Raw genomic sequence first — 22128 nt, 5'->3', positions numbered from 1 at the left:
GGGTACCAACCGGGCTTCGGTACTGTCCCCCGCGTGGCCGGCCGTACGGGCGCCGGCCGGACCACGCCCTTCGACCGGGACGCCACCAGACCATGAACGCTCGAACCCCCTCGGGGCTCCTGACCGGGGCGCTGCGCGCCGTCCGGACCTATCCCCGCCGTTCGCCGCTGACCTTCGGCTACGTCGTCCTGCTCCTGATCGGGCACGTCTGGGTCGAGAACCTGCTCACCGCCGACCGGGCGGACGCCTTCCGCGACCAGATCAGCACCAATCTCGACAACCTGCACGACCACCCGGTCACCGCCCTGTTCGGCAGCGCGCTGCTCTTCGACGGCACCCTCACCGAGATCCTCACCACCGGCTTCGGCGGCACCCTGATCACCCTGGGCCTCGGTGTCTGCTGCTGCCTCGCCTGGACGGAACGCCGCTTCGGCAGCCGGCGCGCCGCCGCCGTCTTCCTCGGCGGGCACGTCCTCGCCACCCTGCTCACCGCCCTGGTGATCCTGCTCGCCCTGCGGCACGGCTGGTACCCGCAGAGCGTGCGCCAGGCCTCGGACTACGGCATCAGCTACGGCGCCCAGAGCGTCCTCGCCCTGGCCACCCTCGCCCTGCCCCGCTGGGCCCGGCTGCCCTGGGCCGCCTTCGTCGTCGGCTGGCCGCTCTCCGGCGGCGGCGAATGGCCCGGCCCGCTCCCGGACTTCACCACCGTCGGCCACCTGCTCGCCGCCGCCCTCGGCTTCGCCCTGGCCGCCGCCGTGGCCGTCACCCTCGCGCGCCGCCGACGGGCCGAGCGGCAGGCCGAGAGCCCGCGGGCTCAGGGCCGCTCAGGGCCCGTCAGCGGGGCGGGCGGCGGTCGGCCGCGAGGACGGTGAGCAGCCGCTCGATCTCCGCCAGGCGGCGCCGCAGGTCCTCGATGTCGCCGCGGGAGGCGTTCTGCTCCTCCGCCTTGAGCTCGACCAGCAGCTGCCCGTCCGGCTCCAGCTCGGCCCGGGACACCTCGCCGAGGTCGTCGCCGCTCTGGAGCCGGATGGCGTGCTCCAGCTCGGACGGACGCATCGCCAGGTCGCGCAGCGCGCCGGGCACCAGCGCGCCGTCCTTCACCACCGTGGTGGCGGTGCCCTCCAGGAGGCCGGCGGCCCTCGGGTCGCGGGCGAGCCAGCGGGTGATCCCGGAGTTCACCGCGACCAGGGTGACCGCCCCGATCGCGCCGCCCAGCAGGCTGTTGTCGTTGCCGATGACGGCGTTCTGCACCACGTTGGAGAGCAGGAAGATGACCACCATGTCGAAGGTGTTCAGCCCGGCCAGCCCGCGCTTCCCGGCGAGCCGGAACAGCACCAGGATCAGGACGTAGACGGCGACCGTACGGAGGATCTTCTCCACGATCGGAATCTGCACGGCCATCAGGTCATGCCACACTGCCCCGCTCCTCCCACGCCGAATGCGCCGAATGCGCTGAATGCCTCGAATACGTCGAATGCAAGGAACGGGGCAGACGCTACGCCACGGTCACCGCTTCGGCCTACCGCGCCGGGCCGCCGGCTTCGGCTTCTGCCCGCCGGCCTTCGCGCCCCCGCTCCGCGCTCCCCCGGCCTTCGCGCCCTTCACGCCGCCGGCCTTCTGCCCGCCCGGCTTCTGCTGCTGCGGCTTGCGCGGCCCGGCCGCCGCCTTCTTCTTCGGCTGCTCCTCGGGCGCCGCCTGCCCGGCCCCACGCCCGCGCGAGCTGTTGACGGTGCGGCCCCGGACGATCCCGATGAACTCCTCCACCAGGTCCGTGGTCCGCTCCTGCACCCAGGCCAGCGCCACCTGGGACTGCGGCGCCTCCGTCACCGGCCGGTAGGTGAGGTCCCGGCGGTGGTGCAGCCGGGCCAGCGACTGCGGCACCAGGAGCACGCCGACGTTCGCCGCGACCAGCTCGATCGCGTCCGCCGTGGTGTCCGGGCGGGCGATCGCGGGGCGCCCGGGCAGGGTGTCGGCGGTGAAGCCGAGGGTGTCGTCGAGCGGGTGGAAGACCACCTCCTCGGCGAGGTCGGCCGGCGAGACCTCCTCGGCGGCGGCCAGCCAGTGGTCCTTGGGGAAGACCACGACGGTCGTCTCGGTGTAGAGCGGGATCGCGCTCAGCACGTCCTTGTCGACCGGCAGCCGCACCAGCCCGGCGTCCGCGCCGCCCTCGCGCAGGGTGCGCTCGCCGTCGCCGACCGGGACCGCGAGGAGGTCCAGCGGGACGTCCGGGAGCCGATCGCTCCAGACCCGGACCCATTTGCCGGGGGTCACGCCCGGGACGTACGCGAGCCGGAAGGACGGGTTCACCTGCATGTCTGTCACAGGGCAAGGCTACCGACCGTGACCGGAAGCGCCCGCCCACTCCCTTACCCTTGTCACCATGACATCGCTCAAGCAGAAGACCAGCCAGACCATGAAGCCGGCCACGGCGGCCAAGAAGCTGGGGATCTACCTCGCCGCGGCGCCGACCGACTTCCAGGAGGGCGTGGTCTCCCGCGAGGAGCTCAACGCGCTTCAGGCCGAGGCGCCGCAGTGGCTCCAGGACCTGCGCAAGAACGGCCCGCACCCGCGGCCGGTGGTCGCCGCCAAGCTCGGCATCTCGATCTCCGGTCTGGCCCGCGGCGGGGTGACCGAGGCGCTCACCACCGAGCAGATCGAGGCCGTCAAGGCCGAGAACCCGCTCTGGCTCCAGCACGAGCGCGCCAACCAGGTGGACGTGCGCAAGGAGACCCTCCGGATCAAGGAGAAGCAGGAGAAGGAGGCCGCTGCCAAGGCCGCCCAGGAGGCGAAGGCCGCCCAGGCCCGCTGACCTTCCGGTGGGAGGGAGGTCCGCCTCCCTCCCACCATCGCGTATTGACCGGGCCACCGGTCGCTCCGAATAATCGGCGGGATCGGGCACGGCCGCACGCCGGGCCCCGGTTACCGCATCGGGGGGAGCGACCAGTGACCGAGCAGCCGCAGCGTGCCGAAGGCGCGGAGCCCGCGGAGCACACCGAACTCGCGGAACTCGCGGAGGAGTTCTTCGCCGCCGAGAACGCCGCCAACCCGTTCGACGCGACCCTCGGCGGAGTCGAGGGCTACGCCCACCTGGTTCCCGACCCGTCCCGCGCCGCCGCCGACCGCCACCTCGCGCAGCTGCGGGGCTTCGCCGCCCGGCTGGCCGCGATCCCCTCGGAGACGCTGGCCGGTGAGGAGCGGATCACCCACCGGGTGCTCGCCCGGCTGATCGACAACCGCATCGGCCGGCTCACCCACGGGCTGGCCGATTTCAGCGTCTCGGCGACCATCACCGCTCCGCAGAACGAGGCGTTCACCACGCTCGGCATGACCTCGATCGACCAGGAGGGCGCCGACGCCTACCTGGAGCGGCTGGCCGCCCTGCCCGGCTACTTCGACGCCACCCTGCTCCGCCTCCTGGACACGGCCGCCGAGGGCCGCCACCCGCTGCGCAGCGGGGTCGACGCCGCCGTCGCCCAGCTGGACGTCCTGCTGGCCACCGACCCGGCCGAGGACACGCTGCTGCGGCCGCTGGCCGACCGCCCGGAGTTCGAACGCGCCCGGGCGATCGTGCGCGACGCCGTCCGCCCGGCGGTGGCCCGCTTCCGGGCCGGGCTGGCCCAGCGGCTGGCGCCGGGCGCCCGGCCGGACGACAAGCCCGGCGTCTGCCACGTGCCCGACGGCGCCGAGGGCTACGCGGACGCGCTCGCCCGCTTCACCCGGCCCGGCCTCACCCCCCGGGAGGTGCACCGGATCGGCCTGGAGGCCCTCGCGGCGCTGCGCGAGGAGTTCGCCGAGCTGGGCGGCAAGGTGCTGGGCATCACCGACCCGGCGGCCGTCCTGACCGCGCTGCGCGAGGACCGTTCGCTGCGCTTCACCAGCGCGGCCGAGATCGTCGCCCTGGTGGACGGAGCGATGGAGCGGGCCCGCCGCGCCGCCCCGGACTGGTTCCGCCCGTACCCGATCGCCGACTGCGTGACCAGGGAGATCGACCCGATCGAGGCGCGGACCGCGTCGCTGGCCTACTACCAGCCGCCGGGCCCGGGCGGGCTGCCCGGCACCCACTGGATCAACACGCTGCGCCCGGAGACCCGGTTCAGCTACGAGTACGAGGCGATCGCCTTCCATGAGAGCGTGCCCGGCCACCACCTCCAGATCGCCGTCGCCCAGACCCTCCACGACCTGCCGCGGTTCCGGCGCAACCCGAGCGGCCAGCTGACCGCCCACGTCGAGGGCTGGGGCCTGTACACCGAGCGGCTCGCGGACGAGATGGGGCTGTACGGCTCGGAGCTGTCCCGGTTCGGCATGCTCTCGATGGACGCGCTGCGCGCCGTCCGGCTGGTGGTGGACACCGGGATGCACCACTACGGCTGGTCCCGGCAGCGGGCGATGGCCTACATGCGGGCCAACACCGCCACCCCCGAGGCCAACATCCGCAACGAGATCGACCGTTACATCGCCTGGCCGGGCCAGGCCACCGCCTATCTGGTCGGCCGCCGGGAGATCGTGCGGCACCGTGAGCGGGCCCGGGCGGCGCTCGGCGCCCGGTTCGACGTCCGGGAGTTCCACCACCAGGTGATCGGGCACGGCAGCCTGCCGCTGGAAGTGCTGGACGACCTGATGACGGACTGGATCGCGGAGCAGCGGTAGACCGCAGGCCCTCCGGGCTGCTCTTCCCCGCCGTTGCGGAAACGGTTCCGCGCGCCCGGTCAAGGCTTCCCGCGCCCGGACATGCCCTCACCCCCGCGGCCCCGTCCACACGGTAGTGTCCGCTGGCGCGGCCCCGGCACCCCCGGCGGCCGCCGCTCACGCACACCCCGATGGAGGAAACCGTGCCGGCTCCCGCCCGCAGCGCCCTGGCCATAGCCGCGGCCGTCCTGCTCGCCGCCGCAGCCGCAGGCTGCTCGTCCGGCGGCGGCCACGCCGCCAAGGGGGCCGGGCACAGCTCCGCCCCGGCCGCCGCGGGCGACGCCGCCGCCCCGCCCGCCGCGATCGTCACCGGCCCCGGCCCGAAGAGCAGTTACGACGTGCAGCCGCAGCCCGCGCCGGGCAGCTGCCACTACCGCTACACCGCCGACAAGCAGCCGCTGCCCGACCCGAACTGCACCCCGGGCGCGATCAGCCCGGCGGTCAACCAGGACAACCTCAAGGACACCATCTGCAAGCCGGGCGGCTACACCTCGACGATCCGGCCCCCGGTGAACATCACCGGCAAGGAGAAGACCGAGAACGCCAAGTCCTACGGCTACACCGGCCCGATGGGCGACGCCGAGTACGACCACCTGATCAGCCTCCAGCTCGGCGGCGACCCCAACGACCCGCGCAACCTGTGGGTCCAGCCGCCGTCCCCCGGCCACGTCCCGGGCAAGGGGCCGAACAACCCCAAGGACTCGGTGGAGACCCACCTGCACACCGCCATCTGCAAGGGCCAGGTCACCCTCGCCGCCGCCCAGCAGGCGATCGCCACCGACTGGACGACCGCCGAGGCCAAGCTCGCCATCCGCCAGGGCGCCGCCCCGACCACCGAGGCCGACGCCGACGGGGACTGACGCCCACGCCTCGGTTCACCGCCCCTACGCCACAAGGCCGTTGAGCCCGTTCCCCGGTACCGTAGCCACCCACATCGGCGAACGGCTCGGGGGAACGGACGCAATGACCGAATCGGACATCAAGGGCCTGGGCAGAGAGACGACGGATCTGACGGTCGGGGCGGTGTCCGCCGTGCTGACGGCGGTGATCGACGGCTTCCTGCTGTCCCGGATCTGGCGGTGGGCCGGGCAGCAGACCTCCCACGAACACCACGCCGCGGTGGTGCAGACGACGTGGCTCGTCGGCGCCGTCGCGTTCACGATGCTGCTCGGCGCCGCCGTCGCGGGCAGCCGGTCGACGCCCCAACGCCGCTGGCGCTACGCGATGTTCAGCCCGATACTCTGCCAACTACTGCTCGTCGTGGGCCTGATCGTCTACCTGATGGTCAACCCGCCGCGTTTCTCCATCCCTTGGTAGGCCCTTGGCAGACCGCCGCCGGTTTCCGACCGCCCGCACCGCTTCGCTTCCGAACGGCTTCCCGGTACGGTGGCCGGGCAGGTGTGCGAACGACATCGGGGGAACGGGCGCGGTGGCGGAGTCGGGTGGCAAGGGTCCGGGCAGGGAGTCCGCCGACCTGAAGAGAGGCACGCTGTTCGCCGCACTGACGGCCGCGATCGACTGCTTCCTGCTCTACCGGATCTGGGCGACGGTCGGGGACCGTCCGACCATCGAGTACGACTGGGCGATGCGGCAGAGCTGGGGGCTCCTCGCCGGCGTCGCGGTCGCCGCCCTGATCGGCGCGGCGTCGGCCGGCTCCGGCTCGACCCCGCACCGCCGCTGGCGCCGCGCGATGCTCGGCTCGCTCCTCGGCCATCTGCTGCTGGCGGCGTTCCTGCTCTTCGCGCTCGTGATGGTCCTGACCGGCCACGCCGGCGGCATCGACACCTGACCGGCCCCACCGGCCCGTCCACGCCGGCCGCCGGCCGCCGGCGGGCCAGGTCCAGCATTCGGGCGTCCGCAGCACGCGCCCGCCGAAGCCGGGCAGCGCGACGTGCAGCGGCCGGTCCAGCGCTCCGGGATCGCCGCCAGGCCGCCGACCCCAGACACGGCCAGACCGCGCCGTTGGCCTCGGTTGCGCGCTCCGGGTGCCAGTCGGGGGCGTACCGCTCCCGGTGCTCGGCGTCGACGTGGGCCAGGACGGCGGGGGCGTCCGGGAAGCGGGCGGAGAGAGCGCGCCGACCGGGCCGGACGCCTAGGGAGCACCGAGGGCATCCCCCACGGCGGCTCCGGGGACGGCGCCGGCGGCGCGCTCGTCCCGGCCGGTCATGCCACCGGCGGGGTGACCGGCAGGTGGCGCTTGTGCTCGGTGCGGCGGTAGTGGCCGAGGACGGTGCGGAAGACGTCCTCGCTGACCGGCCGCTCCTCCAGGAAGTCGTCCAGCTCGTCGTAGCTGACGCCGAGGGCGTCCTCGTCGGGGCGGCCGGGGTCGAGGTCCTCCAGGTCGGCGGTCGGGACCTTCTTGACCAGCTCGGCCGGCGCGCCCAGCGCCTCGGCGATCGCCCGCACCTGGCGCTTGGTCAGGCCGGACAGCGGCATCACGTCGGCCGCGCCGTCGCCGAACTTGGTGAAGAAGCCGACGGCGGCCTCGGCCGCGTGGTCGGTGCCGACGACCAGCCCGCCCTTGGCGCCCGCCGCCGCGTACTGCACCACCATCCGCTGGCGGGCCTTGACGTTGCCGCCGACGAAGTCCTCCTGGCCGTGGTCGCGGTAGGTCAGGCCGGCGGCCTTCAAGGCGGCGATCGCGCCGTCGGTGGCGGGCTTGATGTCGACGGTCAGCAGCTCGTCGGCGCGGATGAAGCCGAGCGCGAGCTGGGCGTCCGCCTCGTCGGCCTGGACGCCGTACGGCAGCCGCATCGCGGTGAAGGTCACCTGGTGCCCCTCGGCCCGCAGCCGCTCGACGGCGAGCTGGCACAGCCGCCCGGCGGTGGTGGAGTCGACGCCGCCGCTGATGCCCAGCACCAGGCTGCGCGCGCCGGTGGCCCGTACCCGCTCGGCCAGGAACTCCACCCGGCGCTCGGCCTCCTTCGCGGGGTCCGGCACGGGCGCCACTCCGAGGGCACGGGCGATCTCCCGCTGGACGTCGGCAGGCAGGGGCTCGGTCATTCCGACTCCTCGGGACGGTGAACACGCGACGGTCACGAGGATACGACTCCCGCCGATGCGGCCGTCACGGGTGGTGGTCCTCCCCCGGTGCCACCGGCCCGTCCGGCCCGTCCGGCTCATTCGGCTTGTGCAGCGAGACCGGCCGCTCCGGCCCCGGGTGCGCCAGGATGTCGAGCACCACCGCGCCGTCCACGGTCTCCTGGGCGACCAGCAGCGCCGCCAGCCCGTCCAGGTGGTGCCGGTGCTCGGTCAGCAGGTCGACGGCCCGCCGTTCGGCCCGGCGCAGCAGCCGGGCCACCGCCTCGTCCACGGCGCGCTGGGTCTGCTCGGAGTACGGGCGGCGCAGCAGGTCCTCGGGGCTGTCGCCGAGGTAGTGCGGGGTGCCGCTGGAGTACCCGACCGGGCCCAGTTCCGGGGAGAGGCCGAACTCGCGGACCATCCGGGTGGCGATCGAGGTGGCGTTGGCGAGGTCGTTGGCGGCGCCCGTGGAGCCCTGGCCGAAGACCACCAGCTCGGCCGCCCGGCCGCCGAGCTGGACGGTGAGCAGGTCGGTCAGGTAGCCCTCGGTGTACAGGCGCCGTTCGGCCTCGGGCAGCTGCTCGGTGGCGCCGAGGGCGACGCCGGCCGGGAGGATGGTCACCTTGGCGACCGGGTCGGCGTGCTCGCACAGCGCGGCCACCAGGGCGTGTCCGGACTCGTGCACGGCGACGGACTGCCGTTCCTCGGGCAGCAGCGCGTTGGAGGACTCCCGGCGGCCGAGCAGCACCCGGTCGCGGGCGGCGTCGAGGTCGGCGGCGGTGAGGGTGGCCCGCTCGGCGCGGACGGCGTTGATGGCGGCCTCGTTGACCAGGTTGGCGAGGTCGGCGCCGGAGAAGCCGGGGGTGCCGCGGGCGAGCCGCCCGAGGTCGACGTCCGGGCCGAGGGTCTTGCCCCGGGCGTGCACGGCCAGGATGGCGGCCCGCTCGGCCTGGTTGGGCAGCGGGACGGTGACCTGCCGGTCGAAGCGGCCGGGGCGCAGCAGGGCCGGGTCGAGGGCGTCGGGCCGGTTGGTGGCGGCGATGACGACGATGCCGGTGCTCTGGTCGAAGCCGTCCATCTCGGCGAGCAGCTGGTTGAGGGTCTGCTCGCGCTCGTCGTTGCCGCCGAGCCGGGTGCCGCCGGCCCGGCGGCCGCCGACGGCGTCGATCTCGTCGATGAAGATGATCGACGGCGCGCGTTTGCGGGCGTCCTCGAACAGGTCGCGGACCCGGGAGGCGCCGACGCCGACGAACATCTCCACGAAGCCGGAACCGGTCACCGAGAGGAAGGGCACCGAGGCCTCCCCGGCCACCGCTCGGGCGAGCAGGGTCTTGCCGGTGCCGGGCGGCCCGACCATGATCACCCCGCGGGGCCCCTTGGCCCCGGCGGCGGCGTACCGCTCCGGGCTACGCAGGAAGTCGACCACCTCGCTGACCTCCTGTTTCACCCCCTCGTACCCGGCCACGTCGGCGAAGCCGGTGGCCGGCCGCTCGGCCTCGATGATCTTGGCGCGGGACCGTCCGATGGCGCTCAGGCCGCCGCCCAGCGACCGGGCCGCGATCCGGCCGGACCAGAGGAAGAGCCCGCCGAAGACCAGCAGCGGCAGGAACACCAGCAGGGTGGACCAGATCGAGCTGCCGCCGCTGGTCCGGCTGCCCGTGACGGTCACGTGGTGGTCGGTGAGCGCGGTGCTGAGCCGGGAGGTGTCCAGGGCGGTGGGGATCTGGCTGGTGAAGTGGGTGCCGTCCTTGAGGGTGCCGCTCACCCCGCCGGTGTCGCTGACGTCCACGGTCTGCACCTGGCCGGCGTCGACCCGGCCCAGGAAGTCGGTGTAGCCGTAGCGGGTGCCGGGGGTTCCCTTGTTGGAGAAGAGCACCAGGAGGAGCAGGGTGACCAGCACGGCGACGGGCAGCAGCCAGCGGCGCCAGGAGGGCGGCGGGGGCTTGGCCGGGCCGCCGGGCGGCCGTTGCCCGGGGCCTTGGCCGGGGCCGGGGTTCTGTCGCGGGCTCTGGCCCCATCCGGGGCCGGGGCCCGGTCCGGAGCCCGGCGGGGTCGCGGGGTGACGGGCAGCGCGCAATCGGATTCGTACGATCATCCACGCTCACCGCCTTCCGGGAGGCCGAGCAGCCTCCGCCCCTCCATGGTCGGACGCTCCGAGCCCGGATGGGAGGCCGAGCGGGGCAGTTCCGGGCCAACCGGGGCAAAACGGTCCCACGAGGCTGGGTCGTCCGGATCGACCCGTCGGGCACCGACACCGGGAACATCGTCGACAAGGCCGCCGAGCAGGCGGAGCCCGGCGCCCCGACCGTGACCGTGATCGGCCACCCCCGGTCGGGCAGGATCAAGATCAAGCAGCGGCGCCGGGGCTGAGGGGCCGGGCGTCAGGAGAAGTCGAGGTCGCCCGTCCTGGTCCGCTTGAGCTCGAAGAACTTCGGGTAGCCGGCCAGCAGCCGGACGCCGTCGAAGACCCGTACGGCGTCCTCCCCGCGCGGGATCGCGGTCAGCACCGGGCCGAAGAAGGCGACGCCGTCCACGTGGATGGTCGGCGTGCCGACCTCCTCGCCGACCGGGTCCATGCCCTCGTGGTGGCTCTTGCGCAGCGCCTCGTCGTACGCGGTGTCGTTCGCCGCCTCGGCCAGTTCCTGCGGCAGGCCGGCCGCCGCCAGCGCCTCCCGGACGAGGGCGTCGTCGACGGCCCGGTCCTGGTCGTGCAGCCGGGTGCCGAGTTCGGTGTAGAGCGCGCGCAGCACCTGCGGGCCGTGCTTCTCGGCGGCGGCGACGCAGACCCGGACGGGGCCCCAGCCGGTGTCCATCAGTCGCTGGTAGCGCTCGGGCAGGTCGGTGCGGCCCTCGTTGAGTACGGACAGGCTCATCACCCGGAAGGTGAGGTCGAGGTCGCGCTGCCGCTCGACCTCCAGGATCCACCGGGAGGTGATCCAGGCGAACGGGCAGATCGGGTCGAAGTAGAAGTCGACCTTCGTGGTCTCGTGGTCAGTCGTGCGGTTCGTCACACGGGAGAGGCTAGTGGCCGAGTGGCCCACTCTCCAGGGCCAATCGGCGGCTGCCCGGGTGGGCCACTTCACGCCGTCCGGCCGCTCAGCCGCAGGTCGTCCCGTCCGCCGGCACCGTGCCGTCCAGCAGGTAGGCGTCCACGGTCTGCCGCAGGCAGGGGTTGCCGGTGTTGTAGCCGCCGTGGCCCTCGCCCCGCAAGGTGACGGTGATGCCGACGCCCGCGCCGAGTTGCTGCGCCATGGTGTGGGCGCCCTCCAGCGGGGTGGCCGGGTCGCCGGTGGTGCCGACCACCAGGATCGGGGCGGCACCGGGCGCGGCGACCTCCGGGTGGGCGGTCTTGCCGGGGACGGGCCAGCCGGTGCAGCCGGTCAGGCCCCAGGCGGTGTAGGAGCCGAACACCGGGGAGACGGCGCGGAACTGCGGCAGCTGCTGTTCCACGTCCTGGTCGGAGTAGCGCTGGCGGGCGTCCACGCAGTTGATCGCCCGGTTCGCGGCGTTCAGGTTGGTGTAGTGCCCCTGGGCGTCGCGCCCGTTCAGCGCGTCGGCGAGTTCGAGCAGCGTGTCGCCGGCCCCCTGTTCCATCGCCTCGGTGAGTCCGGCGGCCAGCGCGGGCCAGGTCTCCTGGCTGTACAGGGCGGCCGCGATGCCGGTGACCGCGAGGTTCTCGGTGAGCTGCCGCCCCCGGCGGGTGGGCAGCGGCGACTGCGCCAGCCGCTGCACCAGCGCGGCGACCTTGGCGGTGCCCTCGTCGCCGCCCGCGCCGGTCGGACAGGCGGCCCCGGCCTGGGCGGCGCAGGCCTTCATGAAGTCGCCGAGGGCGAGTTGGAAGCCCTGGGCCTGGCCGAGCGCGGCCTGCTGCGGGTCCTTGGTCGGGTCGACCACCGAGTCCAGCACCATCCGGCCGACCTGCTGCGGGAACAGGTGCGCGTAGACGCCGCCGAGCTGGGTGCCGTAGCTGATGCCGAAGTAGGAGAGCTCCCGGTCGCCCAGCACCTGCCGCATCAGGTCCATGTCCCGTGCGGCGCTCTCGGTGTCCACGTACGGCAGCACAGTGCCCGAGTTGTGCTCGCAGGCGGTGACGAAGCGGGCGTTGCTGTCGTCCAGGGCCTTCACGGCGTCGGGGGTGTCGGGGGTGCCGTCGGCGGCGGTGGCGGCGTCCATCGCCTGGTCGTCCAGGCACTTCACCCCGGCGCTGGCGCCGACCCCGCGGGGATCGAAACTCACCAGGTCGTAGCGGGAGTTGAGGTTGGCGTAGGTCGGGGCGAGGGCGGGCAGGGTGGCCACGCCGGAGGCGCCGGGGCCGCCGAAGTTGAACAGCAGTGAGCCGATCCGGTGCTGCTCGTCCGTGGCCCGGCTGCGGATCAGGGCGAGGCCGATGGTCGGGCCGTGCGGTTTGCCGTGGTCCAGCGGGGCTTTGAGGGTGGCGCACTGCCAGTCGGCGGCGGGCGCGGTGCCGTTGCCCTGGGCGCTGGTGGGGGCGGCGCAGGCGTGCCAGTCCAGTTGCTGGGCGCCCAGGCCGGTGGCGGCCCCGGAGTCGGCGGCCGGGGTGGTCGGCGCGGCCTCGGCGGCGGAGGAGCCGCCGTTCCGGCAGGCGGTGGCGGTGGCGAGCAGGAGGACGGTCAGGCCGAACGCTCCGGCGCCGCGGACGACGGTGTGCATCGGGTGGGTCCACCTCTCGGGTCGGCCGGGCGGGGCGGGTACCGCAGACCCTAGGCGCCGGGGCCGGCCGATGCCCTGCCGAGGCCTCCGGACGGGGGCGTGCGGCGGACCGGCTGCCACCGGCCGACCGGGTGAAGGCCGCCGTCCCCTCATCCACCCGGCTCAGCGCAGCGCCATACCCGGGGTGCCCCGCACCGCGTACGCCGGCAGGCGCAGCCCGCCGAGGGCGGCCCGGGGCAGGCTCAGGCCGAAGCGCCGTTCGACGGCGCCGAGGGTACGGCGGCCGACCGCCACGGCGGCCTCCCGCGCCGGCCCGCAGGAGGTCACGCCGTCGGCCTCCAGGACCTTGGCGGCGACCAGGTCCGGCACCAGCAGATCCGGCTCCTGACCCCAGCGCCAGCGCTCCTCGCCGAGGCCGAAACCGCACAGCACCGCCCCGTCCCGGGCATAGTCCAGCAGGGCCGGCCGCTGCCGCGGCATCGAGCGGAAATGGACCACCTCGACGCCGTCGCGCGCTATCTCGGTGAGCAGTTCGCCGCCGGTGGAGTCGCCGTACTCGATCGCGAACGACCAGCCGGCGCAGGTGCCGACCCTGATCACGCCGTCGCCGTCGTCGCTGGGGCGGTAGACCTCGATGTCCAGACCGCGGATCTCGGTGTCGCTGATCGGCTCGGTCGCGGTGGCCGGGTCGGCGCCCATCCGGCGGGCGAGTTCCTCGGGCGTGATGCCCCGGGCGAAGAGTACCCCGCCGACCTCACCGTCCGTATCGGGGAGGCCCGTTGACGGCCGGCCGGCTCCTGGCCCGCCGATCTCCGCGAGCCACTGGATGCCGTCGCCGTCCCGCCCCGCCGCCTCGCGCGTGCCCTCGGTCATGCCGCCCTCCCCTCGCGGCCGGACCTGTGGTGACCGGGCTCGCCGGTGGGCACCCTAACCGACCCGGCCGACAGTCGGAGGCCGGTCGCCGGATCAGTGCCGGAACCGGCCGCACCCGGGCCGGATGGGAACCGCTTCGGAGCCGAACTCGCCCGGACCCCAGCAGCGTTCGGTCGGCCACCGGCACCGATCGGCTCACGGCCTCGGCCGGCCCACCAGGTCGAACAGCAGCTTGGCGGCCACCGTCGCCCCGTCGGTGCGGATGCCGCCGGCCACCGCCGCCGCCCGCACCCCGGTCTCGGGGTCCAGGGCCGTGGCGAGCGCGGCGGAGAGCGAGTCGACGGTCGGCGTGCGCTCCAGGTGGGCCGCGCCGATGCCCAACTCGGCCACCCGGCCCGCCCAGTACGGCTGGTCGGCGATCCGGGGGACGACCACCTGGGGTACGCCCGCCACGGCGGCGGTCGTCGTGGTGCCGGCGCCGCCGTGGTGGACGACGGCCGCCACCCGGCGGAACAGTGCCTGCTGGTTCACCTCGCCGACGACGTGGCAGTCCGCACCGTCGTCGATCGGAGCGAGCCCGGCCCAGCCGCGGGCGAGCAGGACGCGGCGGCCCTGCGCGCGGCCCGCTTCCACGGCCACCCGGGCGATGCCCTCGGGGGCGTACGCGGCCATGCTGCCGAAGCCGACGTACACGGGTGGTTCACCGGCGTCCAGGAACGCCTCCAGGTCGGCCGGGAGGGGGCGGTCGTCGGGCAGGATCCACGCGCCGGTCGGCAGCACGTCGAGTTCCGTCATGCCCTCCGACGGGCACAGCGCCGGGTCCGCGGCCAGCCACGGCCGGTCGGTGAAGACGTGGTCCCGGACGTTCTCCACCGGCGGCAGGCCGATCGCCGACCGGTGGCTGTTGAGCGCCTCCCCGTACAGGGCGTTCACCCGCTGGGCGTCCTGCTCCCACAGCTTCCGGTAGTCCGTCTCATCCTCCGGGGAGGGCGTCCCCGGCCGCCGGCCGGGCCGGAAGTGGCGCGAGGGCAGTCCGAAGATGTGGAAGCAGGCCAACACGTACGGGAGGCCGAGCTTCTCCGCGACATCCCGCGCCCCGGCAGGCATCAGGCCGGTCGCCAGCACCACGTCACAGCCCTCGGCCGCCTCGGTGAGCGTCTCGAACCGGGCGGCGACCAACTCGCGGGCCAGCCGGAACGCGTCCTCCGCCGTCGGCGGCTTGGGCCCGGAGACCACCGAGCGCACCGACGGGCCGAGCGGCACCAACGGCACCCCGACCCGTGCCAGCAGCGCCGCGAACTCCTCGTCCGGCGGCGCGCATACCCGCACCTCGGCACCCAGCCCCCGCAGCGCCGCCGCCAGCCCAGCCAGCGGTTCGACATCCCCGCGCGATCCCCACGTCGTCATCAACACGCGCATTTCACGACTCCCGTTTCCGCAGGTCATGGCCTTACGGCCGTGATTCTGCGGCACCACGGGGGCCTTGCCGCAAGCCCCGGGGCACGCTATACCTTGAAAAGGGCAAGGGGATTCACTCTCCTTGCCTTTTCCGTTGGCCGCCCCGTCCCAACCGCTCCCCCGAACCGGCCGCCGCGGCCGCCGTCCGGCTCCGGACGCGGCCGGCGCGGCCAGCCCGAACGCGGGTGCCACGTCCACATGGGCCCGCACCGCGCGGGTGCCGCGCGTCACGGCGTGGCTCAGCAGCCGGTGGGCCCGCTCGGCGACCGGGGTCCGCTGGTGCCGGTGGAGGTCGACGTCGCCCTGGACGTACTCGGGCAGCGAGCCGGCCGGGCGGCGGCTGTACCAGGGCTCGCCCCAGGCGGTCTTGTCGGGGTGGATGTGGGCGTCCACCAGGGTGGGCAGCGCGATCCGGCCGCCGCCCTCGACCACCTCCGGCACCGCCCCCTCGGGCACCCGCTCCGCCAGCAGGCCGTCCACGGCGACCAGGTCCACGGCCCGATCGGCACCGAACGGGCGCACGTCACGGAAGAGGGTGACGGACGGTGTGGCCATGGGCTGCTCGCTCTCGCTCTGGATCCCGGGGTGATCCCCGTCCGCGGACCGGATGTGCCCGACAGGCAAATCGTCCTACCTTTCGATCACCAGTTTGTTTATCATCTCCGGGTCCCCGTCCCCTGCCCGGAGTCGCTCATACATGTCCACGCCCCCGCCCGCCGCCACGCCCAGACCGCACCCGCTGCACGCCCTGCGGGCCACAGTCTTCGCCATCGGCGCCCTGCTCCTTCTGGTAGGCGTGGGCGTACTGCTCGACCAACCGCTGCTGATCCCGCCGCTCGCCGCCAGCGCCGCGCTGGTGCACGGCGCACCCGGGCTGCCGATCTCGCAGCCGCGCAACCTGATCGCCGGACACCTGATGTCGGCCCTGATCGGCTACGCCACCCTGGCCGTCATCGGCAGCAGCACCTGGGGCGCGGCCGTCGCCGCCGGGCTCTCACTGGGCGCCATGATGCTCACCCACCTCCCCCACTCCCCTGCCGCGGCCACCGCGGTGATCGTGGTCCTCCAGGCGCCGCACCCGGTGCCCTTCCTCCCGCTGCTCGTGCTGGCCACCGGCCTGCTGGTCATGATCGGCCTGCTGCCCGGCCGGATAGGCGGACACCCGGTCCGCTACCCGGTGTCCTGGTAGGCCGGTCACGCCCTGACGACCGGCGCTCTCCACTCTCCCGCCGATCGCCGACGGCCGGGTCATCCGATCGGATGACCCGGCCGTCGTCCGTTCCGCCGGAGTGACCCGGGCGTACGGGGGGGCTCAGTGCTCGGAGCCGGACCGGTCCCCTTGCTCGGCCAGCGACTTGATGCCTTCGAGAGTCGCCGCCATGCCGGTGCGCAGCTCGTTCAGCCGGAAGTCGACGATCTTCTCCTCCAGCTCCGGCTCGGCATCGATGAACAGGCTGGGGCCGCTGCGTCCCGGGCCGATCGCCACGGACTGGCGCAGCCGGGTGCCGCCGCCCTCGGGGAGCAGCTCGAAGCGCCACCGGGCCAGCGCGCCCGCGAGGTCGGACACCGGCTCGCCGTAGCGGCCGTCCGCGTCCATCACGCCCCAGGCGAAGGCGCGGGGGCCGGCCGGGTCGGCGCTCCCGGCCGGCTCAGCGCTCTCGGTCGGCTCGGTGGGCTCGGTCAGCTCGGTGATCTCGCAGACCGTCCGCCAGTCGGGCATGTTCTCGCGGCGGTTGTGCCCCTCGAAACGGGCGCCCACCGCGGGGCCACGCGCGCCGTCCAGCCAGGCGACGCGGTGGAGTTCCGGGCTGAGCCGGGCGGGCAGGCCGATGTCCGTCACCAGCTCCCACACCCGCTCCATGGGCGCCGCGACGAACACCTCGCACCGCGCCCCCGGACCGTCGGCGTACCGCATGCCCGTTCCCCTTCCGTCGCACGTCACAGCTCTTCGCATCGATGCGGGTCGACACCCGCCCGCACCCCGCTCCAGCGTCCGGAACGCCGCGAAGGTTGCGGGCGGGTTGCCGCCCTGGGCCCGGAATCGATGATCGATCCCTCACAACACCCAAGTCAATCCGCCGATTTGCTGGGAAATCTCCAAGCAAAACCTTGGGTCTCCGCTACCGTGGGTCTCCGTGACCATCGACGATCTCCGCGTCTTCGCCGCGGTCTGCCGGGCCGGCTCGCTCAGCGCCGTCGCCCGCGACCTGAACTGCACCCAGTCCGCGGTCAGTCAGCACGTGAAGCGGCTCGAACGGGAGGTCGGGCTCGCCCTGATCGAGCGGCATCCGCGCGGGGTCGTGCCCACCAAGGCGGGGAACCTGCTGCGCACGGCGGTCGCGGCCGGCCTCGGCAGCATCGACCACGCGCTGCACCGGATCACCGAACTCTCCCGCGGCGAGGGCGGATCCGTACGGATCACCACCGGCGCCACCAGCATCCGGCACTTCATGTCCGCGGCCGTGGTGGACTTCCGGCGCCGCTTCCCGCTGGTCAGCCTGGAGTTCCAGACCGAGGTCTCCAGCCGCAGCTGCCTGGAGTCGCTCAACGCCGGCCGGGTCGACCTCGCCTGGATCACCCTCGGCGTCCCGGCCCGGGGCATCGACCAGCGGCCGGTGGTGGACCTGCCCTGGGTACTCGCGGTGGCGGCGGGCGACCCGCTCGCGGGCCGCACCCGGATCGAGCCCGCCGACCTCCAGCAGGCCCGGCTGATCGGGCTGCCGCAGAACTCCGTCTCCCGCTCCCAACTCGAAGCCTGGCTGGGGAAGTCGGGCATCCGGCCGGTCTTCGACACCGGCGTCGCGGACTGGGACACCGCGATCCTGCTCGCCGAACTCGGCCTCGGCCACGCCGTCGTCCCGGCCCTGCCGCAGTGGCGCGGCCCCGGCCACCCCGGCCTGCGGCTGCTCCCACTGCCCGACCTGCCCGCCCTCACCGCGGGCTGGGCCGTCCGGGACTGGGAGAACCTCTGCCCGCTCTCCCGCGCCTTCGCCGACACCGTCGCCGCCCACTGCGGCCGCGACACGCCACCGGCGGCCTGACCCCGATCCGTCCGCCCCCCCCCCGTTGCCCCGGCCCTCACCGGCCGTGGAACGCGTGGCTGTGCCCGATCTCTGCCGGCGCAGCACCGCCTCCCGAGTCTCGCTCAACTCCGCGGCAGCGCGGGTCGTTCCGGACGCACACAGCCATCCGTCGAACGGGCCATGACGACCACGCTCTCCCGCTCCCACCCCGCCGCCTGGCGGCGGGCGAAGGCGGCACGGAAGGCGGTCACCCCCGCGAGCAGATCGGACACCCCGCCATGATCACTCCCCCGGCCGCCCCGGGCAATGCCATGTCCCGTGCCGCCTCAGGAGGATGGGCGGTCGGACGAGCGCTCCAGGAAGCGCCGGATCCCGTCCCGGACACCCTCGGTCGGCACGGTCGCCGCGAAGGCCGCCGCCTCCACCGCGAGCCCCTCGTCGATCGGCAGGTTGATGCCCCGGGTCACCGCCCGCAGGCAGGCGGCCACGGCGCTCGGCGCGTGCCGGATGATCCGTTCGGCCAAGTCCCGCGCGGCGTCCAGGAGTTCACCGGCCGGAACCACGGAGTTGACCAGGCCGATCTCGGCGGCGCGGGCGGCCGGGATCGGGTCACCGGTGAGGATCATCTCCAGGCCGCGCTTGCGGCCGACATGGCGCGGCAGCCGCTGCGAGCCGCCGAAGGGCGGCGGGAAGCCGAGCGAGATCTCCGGCTTGGCGAAGCGCGCGTGCTCGGCCGCGACGGCCAGCGGGGCGGCCTCGGTGATCTCGCAACCACCGCCGTACGCAAGGCCGTTGACGGACACGATGACCGGCTTGGGGAACTCCTCGATCCGCCGGGTGAGGGTGTGCCCGCGCCGGACGAACTCGCGCAGCGCCCGCTCCGGCCCGCCCGCGATGCTGGCCGCGAGGGAGGGGATGTCGGCGCCCGCGCTGAACGCCCGCTCGCCTGCCCCGGTGAGGATCACGGCGCGGACGGTGTCGTCGGCGTCGATCCGGTCGAATTCGGCGAGCAGCGCGTCGATCGTCGGATGGTCGAGGGCGTTGAGCTTCTTCTCCCGGTCGATGGTGAGGGTGACGACGTGCTGGTCCCGCTCGCTGCGGATGGTCATGGGCGTGTGCTCCGTTCCTGGCCTCGCTGCCGGACGTCACGAGGCTAGGAACAGCCGCCCAGGACAATCCAGTTATTGTCCTGGATACACTCCGGAGCACGCCCGTGCGCCCGGGTGCGCGCCACCACCCCAGGAACGGCAGGTGACCCCGTGCGACCGCCCTCCTACAAGGCCATCGTCGACGAGTACGCGACCGCGATCCGCTCCGGCGCCCTCCCGGCCGGCACCCGGCTGCCGACCCATCGCACCCTCGCCCGGGAACGGCGGATCGCCCTCGCCACCGCGACCCGGGTCTACGCCGAACTGGCCGCCGCCGGACTGGTGGTGGGCGAGCAGGGCCGCGGCACCTTCGTCCGGCTGCGGGCCGGCTACGACGGCATCGAGCCCTCCCGCGCGCTTCCGGTGCCCCGGGTGGCCGACCTCTCCTTCAACCAGCCCCTCTCCCCCGGGCAGGACGGCCGGCTGCGGCAGGCCCTGCGCGCGCTCGCCTCCTCCGGCGACGCCGAGGCCCTGCTGCGCCAGCACCCGCCGGGCGGCCACCGGCACGACCGGGCCGCGGTCGCCACCCACCTGCTGGACCGCGGCATCGACACCGCACCCGAGAACGTCCTGCTGACCAGCGGGGCGCAGCAGGCCCTGGACTGCGTCCTGCGCGCGCTGACCCGCCCCGGGGACGTCCTCGCCGCGGACGCGCTCGGCTACCCGGACATCAAACTGCTCGCCGCCGCCCACGGGCTGGACCTGGCGCCCGTCCCGGTCGCCGCCGCCGGCCCGGACCTCGACGCGCTCGACCGGCTCTGCCGAAGCCGTCCGGTCCGGGCGGTGTACACCCAACCGACCGTCCACAACCCGCTCGGCTGGGTGCTCGACCGGGCGCGGCGCCGGCGCCTCGTCGACCTCGCGGCCCGGCACGGCTTCACCCTGATCGAGGACGGCACCTATGCCTTCCTGGAGGCCGCACCGCCCCCACCGCTGCACGCGCTGGCCCCGGAGCGCACCTGCTACGTGGCCGGCCTCTCCAAGAGCGTGGCCCCGGGCCTGCGGTTCGGCTTCGCCGTCCTGCCCGACCGCCTGCTCCGCGCCGCCACCACCGGCCTGCGCACCGCCGCGTGGGGCGCCCCGGGCCTGATCACCGCCCTCGCCACCGGCTGGCTCACCGACGGCACGGTCGCCCGCCTGGAACGGGAACGCCGCACGGACGCGGCCGCCCGCCAGTCCATCGCCCGCACCGCCCTCGCCGGCCTGACCACCACCGCCCACCCCACCTCGTACATCGTCTGGCTCACCCTCGAACCCCACCAACGCCCCGACCACGCGGCCGCCGCCCTGGCCGCCGAGGGCATCCTGATCTCCACCGCCGACGCCTTCGCCACCACCCCCCACCACCCCAACGCCCTCCGCCTCGCCCTCGCCACGCCCCCACTCCCCGCCCTCCCCGCCACCCTCACCCGCCTCCGCACCGCCCTCGAAGCCATCGCCCCCTGACCACCTCCGGCCAGGGCTGCCCCGGAAGTCGGCCCCGCCGACTTCTCACGCATCACCAGCACCAGCACCAGCCCGGCCAGGGCGGCCGCGTCAAAAGTCGGCCCGGCCGACTTCCCGCTCCTCCCCCGCCGCGCGGGCGAAGCGGGTGCTCCACTCCATGAGGAGTGCCCGCAGGGCGGGCGGGGCGAGGACCTGGAACTCGGCGCCGAGGGAGCCGAGGGCCATGGCGGGCCAATCGAGGGAGTCGGCGGTCATCCGGAGGCGGCAGCGGTGCTCGGTCACGGGCTCCACGTCGCCCCAGCGGCCGACGCGGGCCCGGACGTGGTCGGCTGGGGCCTCCACCAGGGCCTCCACCGCGTGGGGACGGGGCATGCCCTTGAGGCCCGCACGGACGAACTCCGCCGCGTCGGGGGCCGGGAGGCTGCGCGGGGCGAAGCGGGTGCCGCTGCCGACGGGTGCGGTGAGGCGGTCGAGGCGGAAGCTGCGCCAGTCGGCCCGGCCGAGGTCGTACGCGACCAGGTACCAGCGGCGGTCCAGGCAGACCAGCCGGTGCGGTTCGACGTGCCGTTCCGTGCCGCTCCCGTCGGCGGCGGTGTACGAGAACCGCACCCGTTCGCCGTCCCGGCAGGCGAGCGCCACCACCGTCAAGGCGTCCGGGTCGACACCCCCGCCCGTCGGCGTGCCCCAGTCCACCGGGACGGTCATCGCGCGCAGCGCCTCCACCCGGCGGCGCAGCCGGGCCGGCATCACCTGGACCACCTTGGCCAGCACCCGCACCGAGGCCTCGGCGACCCCTTCCACCGGGCTTTCGGCCGCCGCTTGCAGGCCCACCGTGAGGGCCACCGCCTCCTCGTCGTCGATCACCAGCGGCGGCAGCGCCGCGCCCGCCGCCAGCTGGTAGCCGCCGTCGACGCCGCGCTGCGCTTCGACGGGGTAGCCGAGTTCGCGCAGCCGGTCGATGTCGCGGCGCAGGGTGCGCACGGAGACGCCGAGCCGGTCGGCCAGTTCGTCGCCGGGCCAGTACCGGTGGGTCTGGAGCAGGGAGAGCAGTCGCAGCGTTCGGGTGCTGGTGTTGGCCATGCGTCGATTCTCCCCGGGATTCAGGACAGGAAGTGGCCGCAATGCTGCGTAGCGTTGTTCTTGTCCGAAGGAGCGGGAACCGAACGAAGGGCCGCAGCCATGACCAGCGCGACCGTCACCACCAGCACCACCCCCGCCGGGCTCACCGGCGAGCGCGCCGACCTCCTGGCCGCCCTGGAGAAGCAGCGGCACTTCCTGCGCTTCACCGCCCGCGGCCTCACCGACGCGCAGGCCGGTCTGCGGACCTGCGCGAGCGAACTGTGCGTGGGCGGCCTGATCAAGCACGTGACCAGCGTCGAGCGGCTCTGGGCGGAGTTCCTCGTGCGGGGCGCGTCCGCGATGCCCGACTTCACCCGCTGGACGGAGGAGGACTTCGCCCGCCGCGCCGAGGAGTTCCGGATGCTGCCCGGGGAGACGCTGGCCGGCGTCCTCGCCGCGTACGCCGAGGTGACCCGGCGCACCGACGAGCTGGTGGCCGCGATCCCCGACCTGGACGTCACCCAGCTGCTGCCGAAGGCCCCCTGGTCCGATCCGGAGGCCACGTGGTCGGCCCGCCAGGTGCTGCTGCACATCATCAGCGAGACCGCCCAGCACGCGGGCCACGCCGACATCGTCCGCGAGTGCCTGGACGGCGCGAAGAGCATGGGCTGAGCCGGACGGGCCCCGGGGTCCCTTCGGCCGGCACCGACGGGACCCCGAGGCGACCGCGCGACCGGCCGAGC

Annotated in this window: 22 protein-coding genes and 2 pseudogenes; 11 read left to right on the top strand and 13 right to left on the bottom strand. The window is 74.3% G+C overall.

The features are described from left to right. The first annotated feature begins 92 nt into the window (after nucleotides 1-92). Entirely contained in the window at nucleotides 93-872 is a 780-nt protein-coding gene (locus tag QWJ13_RS17625; protein WP_316525525.1) for a rhomboid-like protein, read from the top strand. Here QWJ13_RS17625 and QWJ13_RS17620 read toward each other — a convergent pair. After that, on the bottom strand, nucleotides 835-1401 hold the full coding sequence (locus QWJ13_RS17620) for a DUF421 domain-containing protein (RefSeq protein ID WP_316525524.1): 567 nt from the start codon (nucleotides 1399-1401) through the stop codon (nucleotides 835-837). The two genes, QWJ13_RS17625 and QWJ13_RS17620, sit on opposite strands and share 38 nt — an antisense overlap. Before the next feature lie 105 nt (nucleotides 1402-1506). Beyond that, nucleotides 1507-2322 (bottom strand): LysR family substrate-binding domain-containing protein, encoded by an 816-nt coding sequence (locus QWJ13_RS17615; protein ID WP_432277543.1) that lies wholly within the window; start codon nucleotides 2320-2322, stop codon nucleotides 1507-1509. A 58-nt stretch (nucleotides 2323-2380) separates the two neighbouring features. On the opposite strand from QWJ13_RS17615, the gene QWJ13_RS17610 reads away from it, so the two are divergent. From QWJ13_RS17610 to QWJ13_RS17590, 5 genes are all read left to right on the top strand, one after another. Continuing rightward, entirely contained in the window at nucleotides 2381-2809 is a 429-nt protein-coding gene (locus QWJ13_RS17610) for a DUF5997 family protein (RefSeq protein ID WP_316525523.1), read from the top strand. A 134-nt stretch (nucleotides 2810-2943) separates the two neighbouring features. Then, nucleotides 2944-4647: a DUF885 domain-containing protein gene (locus tag QWJ13_RS17605; protein WP_316525522.1), complete on the top strand. Its 1704-nt coding sequence runs from the start codon at nucleotides 2944-2946 to the stop codon at nucleotides 4645-4647. 170 nt (nucleotides 4648-4817) lie between these two features. After that, a complete protein-coding gene (locus tag QWJ13_RS17600; protein WP_432277542.1) occupies nucleotides 4818-5546 on the top strand; it encodes a hypothetical protein in 729 nt (242 codons plus the stop codon). A 103-nt stretch (nucleotides 5547-5649) separates the two neighbouring features. Further along, nucleotides 5650-6003: a hypothetical protein gene (locus tag QWJ13_RS17595; protein WP_316525519.1), complete on the top strand. Its 354-nt coding sequence runs from the start codon at nucleotides 5650-5652 to the stop codon at nucleotides 6001-6003. 112 nt (nucleotides 6004-6115) lie between these two features. After that, nucleotides 6116-6475: a hypothetical protein gene (locus QWJ13_RS17590; RefSeq protein WP_316525518.1), complete on the top strand. Its 360-nt coding sequence runs from the start codon at nucleotides 6116-6118 to the stop codon at nucleotides 6473-6475. Between the two features lie 91 nt (nucleotides 6476-6566). On the opposite strand, the pseudogene QWJ13_RS17585 reads toward QWJ13_RS17590, so the two are convergent. From QWJ13_RS17585 to ftsH, 3 genes and pseudogenes are all read right to left on the bottom strand, one after another. Then, a pseudogene (locus tag QWJ13_RS17585) lies at nucleotides 6567-6731 on the bottom strand (ADP-ribosylglycohydrolase family protein); the annotation flags it as partial. A 118-nt stretch (nucleotides 6732-6849) separates the two neighbouring features. Further along, nucleotides 6850-7689 (bottom strand): NAD(+) synthase, encoded by an 840-nt coding sequence (nadE, locus tag QWJ13_RS17580; protein ID WP_316525517.1) that lies wholly within the window; start codon nucleotides 7687-7689, stop codon nucleotides 6850-6852. Between the two features lie 64 nt (nucleotides 7690-7753). Beyond that, on the bottom strand, nucleotides 7754-9802 hold the full coding sequence (gene ftsH, locus QWJ13_RS17575) for an ATP-dependent zinc metalloprotease FtsH (protein ID WP_316525516.1): 2049 nt from the start codon (nucleotides 9800-9802) through the stop codon (nucleotides 7754-7756). A 68-nt stretch (nucleotides 9803-9870) separates the two neighbouring features. On the opposite strand from ftsH, the gene QWJ13_RS17570 reads away from it, so the two are divergent. Next, nucleotides 9871-10077 (top strand): hypothetical protein, encoded by a 207-nt coding sequence (locus QWJ13_RS17570; protein ID WP_316525515.1) that lies wholly within the window; start codon nucleotides 9871-9873, stop codon nucleotides 10075-10077. Nucleotides 10078-10088: 11 nt separating this feature from the next. Here the strand turns inward: QWJ13_RS17570 and QWJ13_RS17565 are convergent, their stop codons facing one another. The 5 genes and pseudogenes from QWJ13_RS17565 to QWJ13_RS17545 form a co-directional block, all read right to left on the bottom strand. After that, a complete protein-coding gene (locus QWJ13_RS17565) occupies nucleotides 10089-10718 on the bottom strand; it encodes a mycothiol-dependent nitroreductase Rv2466c family protein (RefSeq protein WP_316525514.1) in 630 nt (209 codons plus the stop codon). 85 nt (nucleotides 10719-10803) lie between these two features. Next, on the bottom strand, nucleotides 10804-12378 hold the full coding sequence (locus QWJ13_RS17560) for an alpha/beta hydrolase (protein ID WP_316525513.1): 1575 nt from the start codon (nucleotides 12376-12378) through the stop codon (nucleotides 10804-10806). Nucleotides 12379-12540: 162 nt separating this feature from the next. Then, nucleotides 12541-13251: a DUF6461 domain-containing protein gene (locus QWJ13_RS17555; RefSeq protein WP_316525512.1), complete on the bottom strand. Its 711-nt coding sequence runs from the start codon at nucleotides 13249-13251 to the stop codon at nucleotides 12541-12543. Between the two features lie 195 nt (nucleotides 13252-13446). Beyond that, nucleotides 13447-14670 carry a glycosyltransferase gene (locus QWJ13_RS17550; protein ID WP_316526006.1) on the bottom strand — a complete coding sequence of 408 codons (1224 nt, stop codon included), beginning with the start codon at nucleotides 14668-14670 and terminating at the stop codon, nucleotides 13447-13449. Nucleotides 14671-14838: 168 nt separating this feature from the next. Continuing rightward, nucleotides 14839-15264: pseudogene (locus QWJ13_RS17545) on the bottom strand (amidohydrolase family protein); the annotation flags it as partial. A gap of 142 nt (nucleotides 15265-15406) precedes the next feature. On the opposite strand from QWJ13_RS17545, the gene QWJ13_RS17540 reads away from it, so the two are divergent. Continuing rightward, entirely contained in the window at nucleotides 15407-15898 is a 492-nt protein-coding gene (locus QWJ13_RS17540; protein ID WP_316525511.1) for an HPP family protein, read from the top strand. 123 nt (nucleotides 15899-16021) lie between these two features. Here QWJ13_RS17540 and QWJ13_RS17535 read toward each other — a convergent pair whose 3' ends face one another. Next, nucleotides 16022-16624: an SRPBCC family protein gene (locus QWJ13_RS17535; protein WP_316525510.1), complete on the bottom strand. Its 603-nt coding sequence runs from the start codon at nucleotides 16622-16624 to the stop codon at nucleotides 16022-16024. A 220-nt stretch (nucleotides 16625-16844) separates the two neighbouring features. Here QWJ13_RS17535 and QWJ13_RS17530 point away from each other — a divergent pair, with 220 nt between their 5' ends. Beyond that, complete coding sequence (locus QWJ13_RS17530) at nucleotides 16845-17750, top strand: LysR family transcriptional regulator (protein WP_316525508.1); 906 nt, start codon at nucleotides 16845-16847, stop codon at nucleotides 17748-17750. A gap of 308 nt (nucleotides 17751-18058) precedes the next feature. Here QWJ13_RS17530 and QWJ13_RS17525 read toward each other — a convergent pair whose 3' ends face one another. Continuing rightward, nucleotides 18059-18841 (bottom strand): crotonase/enoyl-CoA hydratase family protein, encoded by a 783-nt coding sequence (locus QWJ13_RS17525; RefSeq protein ID WP_316525507.1) that lies wholly within the window; start codon nucleotides 18839-18841, stop codon nucleotides 18059-18061. 150 nt (nucleotides 18842-18991) lie between these two features. Between QWJ13_RS17525 and QWJ13_RS17520 the strand changes: the two genes are divergently transcribed. Further along, nucleotides 18992-20326 (top strand): aminotransferase-like domain-containing protein, encoded by a 1335-nt coding sequence (locus QWJ13_RS17520; protein WP_316525506.1) that lies wholly within the window; start codon nucleotides 18992-18994, stop codon nucleotides 20324-20326. Between the two features lie 90 nt (nucleotides 20327-20416). Here the strand turns inward: QWJ13_RS17520 and QWJ13_RS17515 are convergent, their stop codons facing one another. After that, nucleotides 20417-21406, bottom strand: coding sequence for a helix-turn-helix transcriptional regulator (locus QWJ13_RS17515; RefSeq protein WP_316525505.1), 990 nt, complete (start codon nucleotides 21404-21406; stop codon nucleotides 20417-20419). Between the two features lie 99 nt (nucleotides 21407-21505). Here QWJ13_RS17515 and QWJ13_RS17510 point away from each other — a divergent pair, with 99 nt between their 5' ends. Next, nucleotides 21506-22057 carry a DinB family protein gene (locus QWJ13_RS17510; RefSeq protein WP_316525504.1) on the top strand — a complete coding sequence of 184 codons (552 nt, stop codon included), beginning with the start codon at nucleotides 21506-21508 and terminating at the stop codon, nucleotides 22055-22057. The last annotated feature ends 71 nt before the right edge of the window (nucleotides 22058-22128 follow it).

It is taken from the genome of Kitasatospora brasiliensis (assembly GCF_032654805.1).
Classification (GTDB): Bacteria; Actinomycetota; Actinomycetes; order Streptomycetales; family Streptomycetaceae; genus Kitasatospora; species Kitasatospora brasiliensis.
Note: the sequence above shows the minus strand (reverse complement) of the source record. Positions and strands in the feature narration are given on the sequence as shown.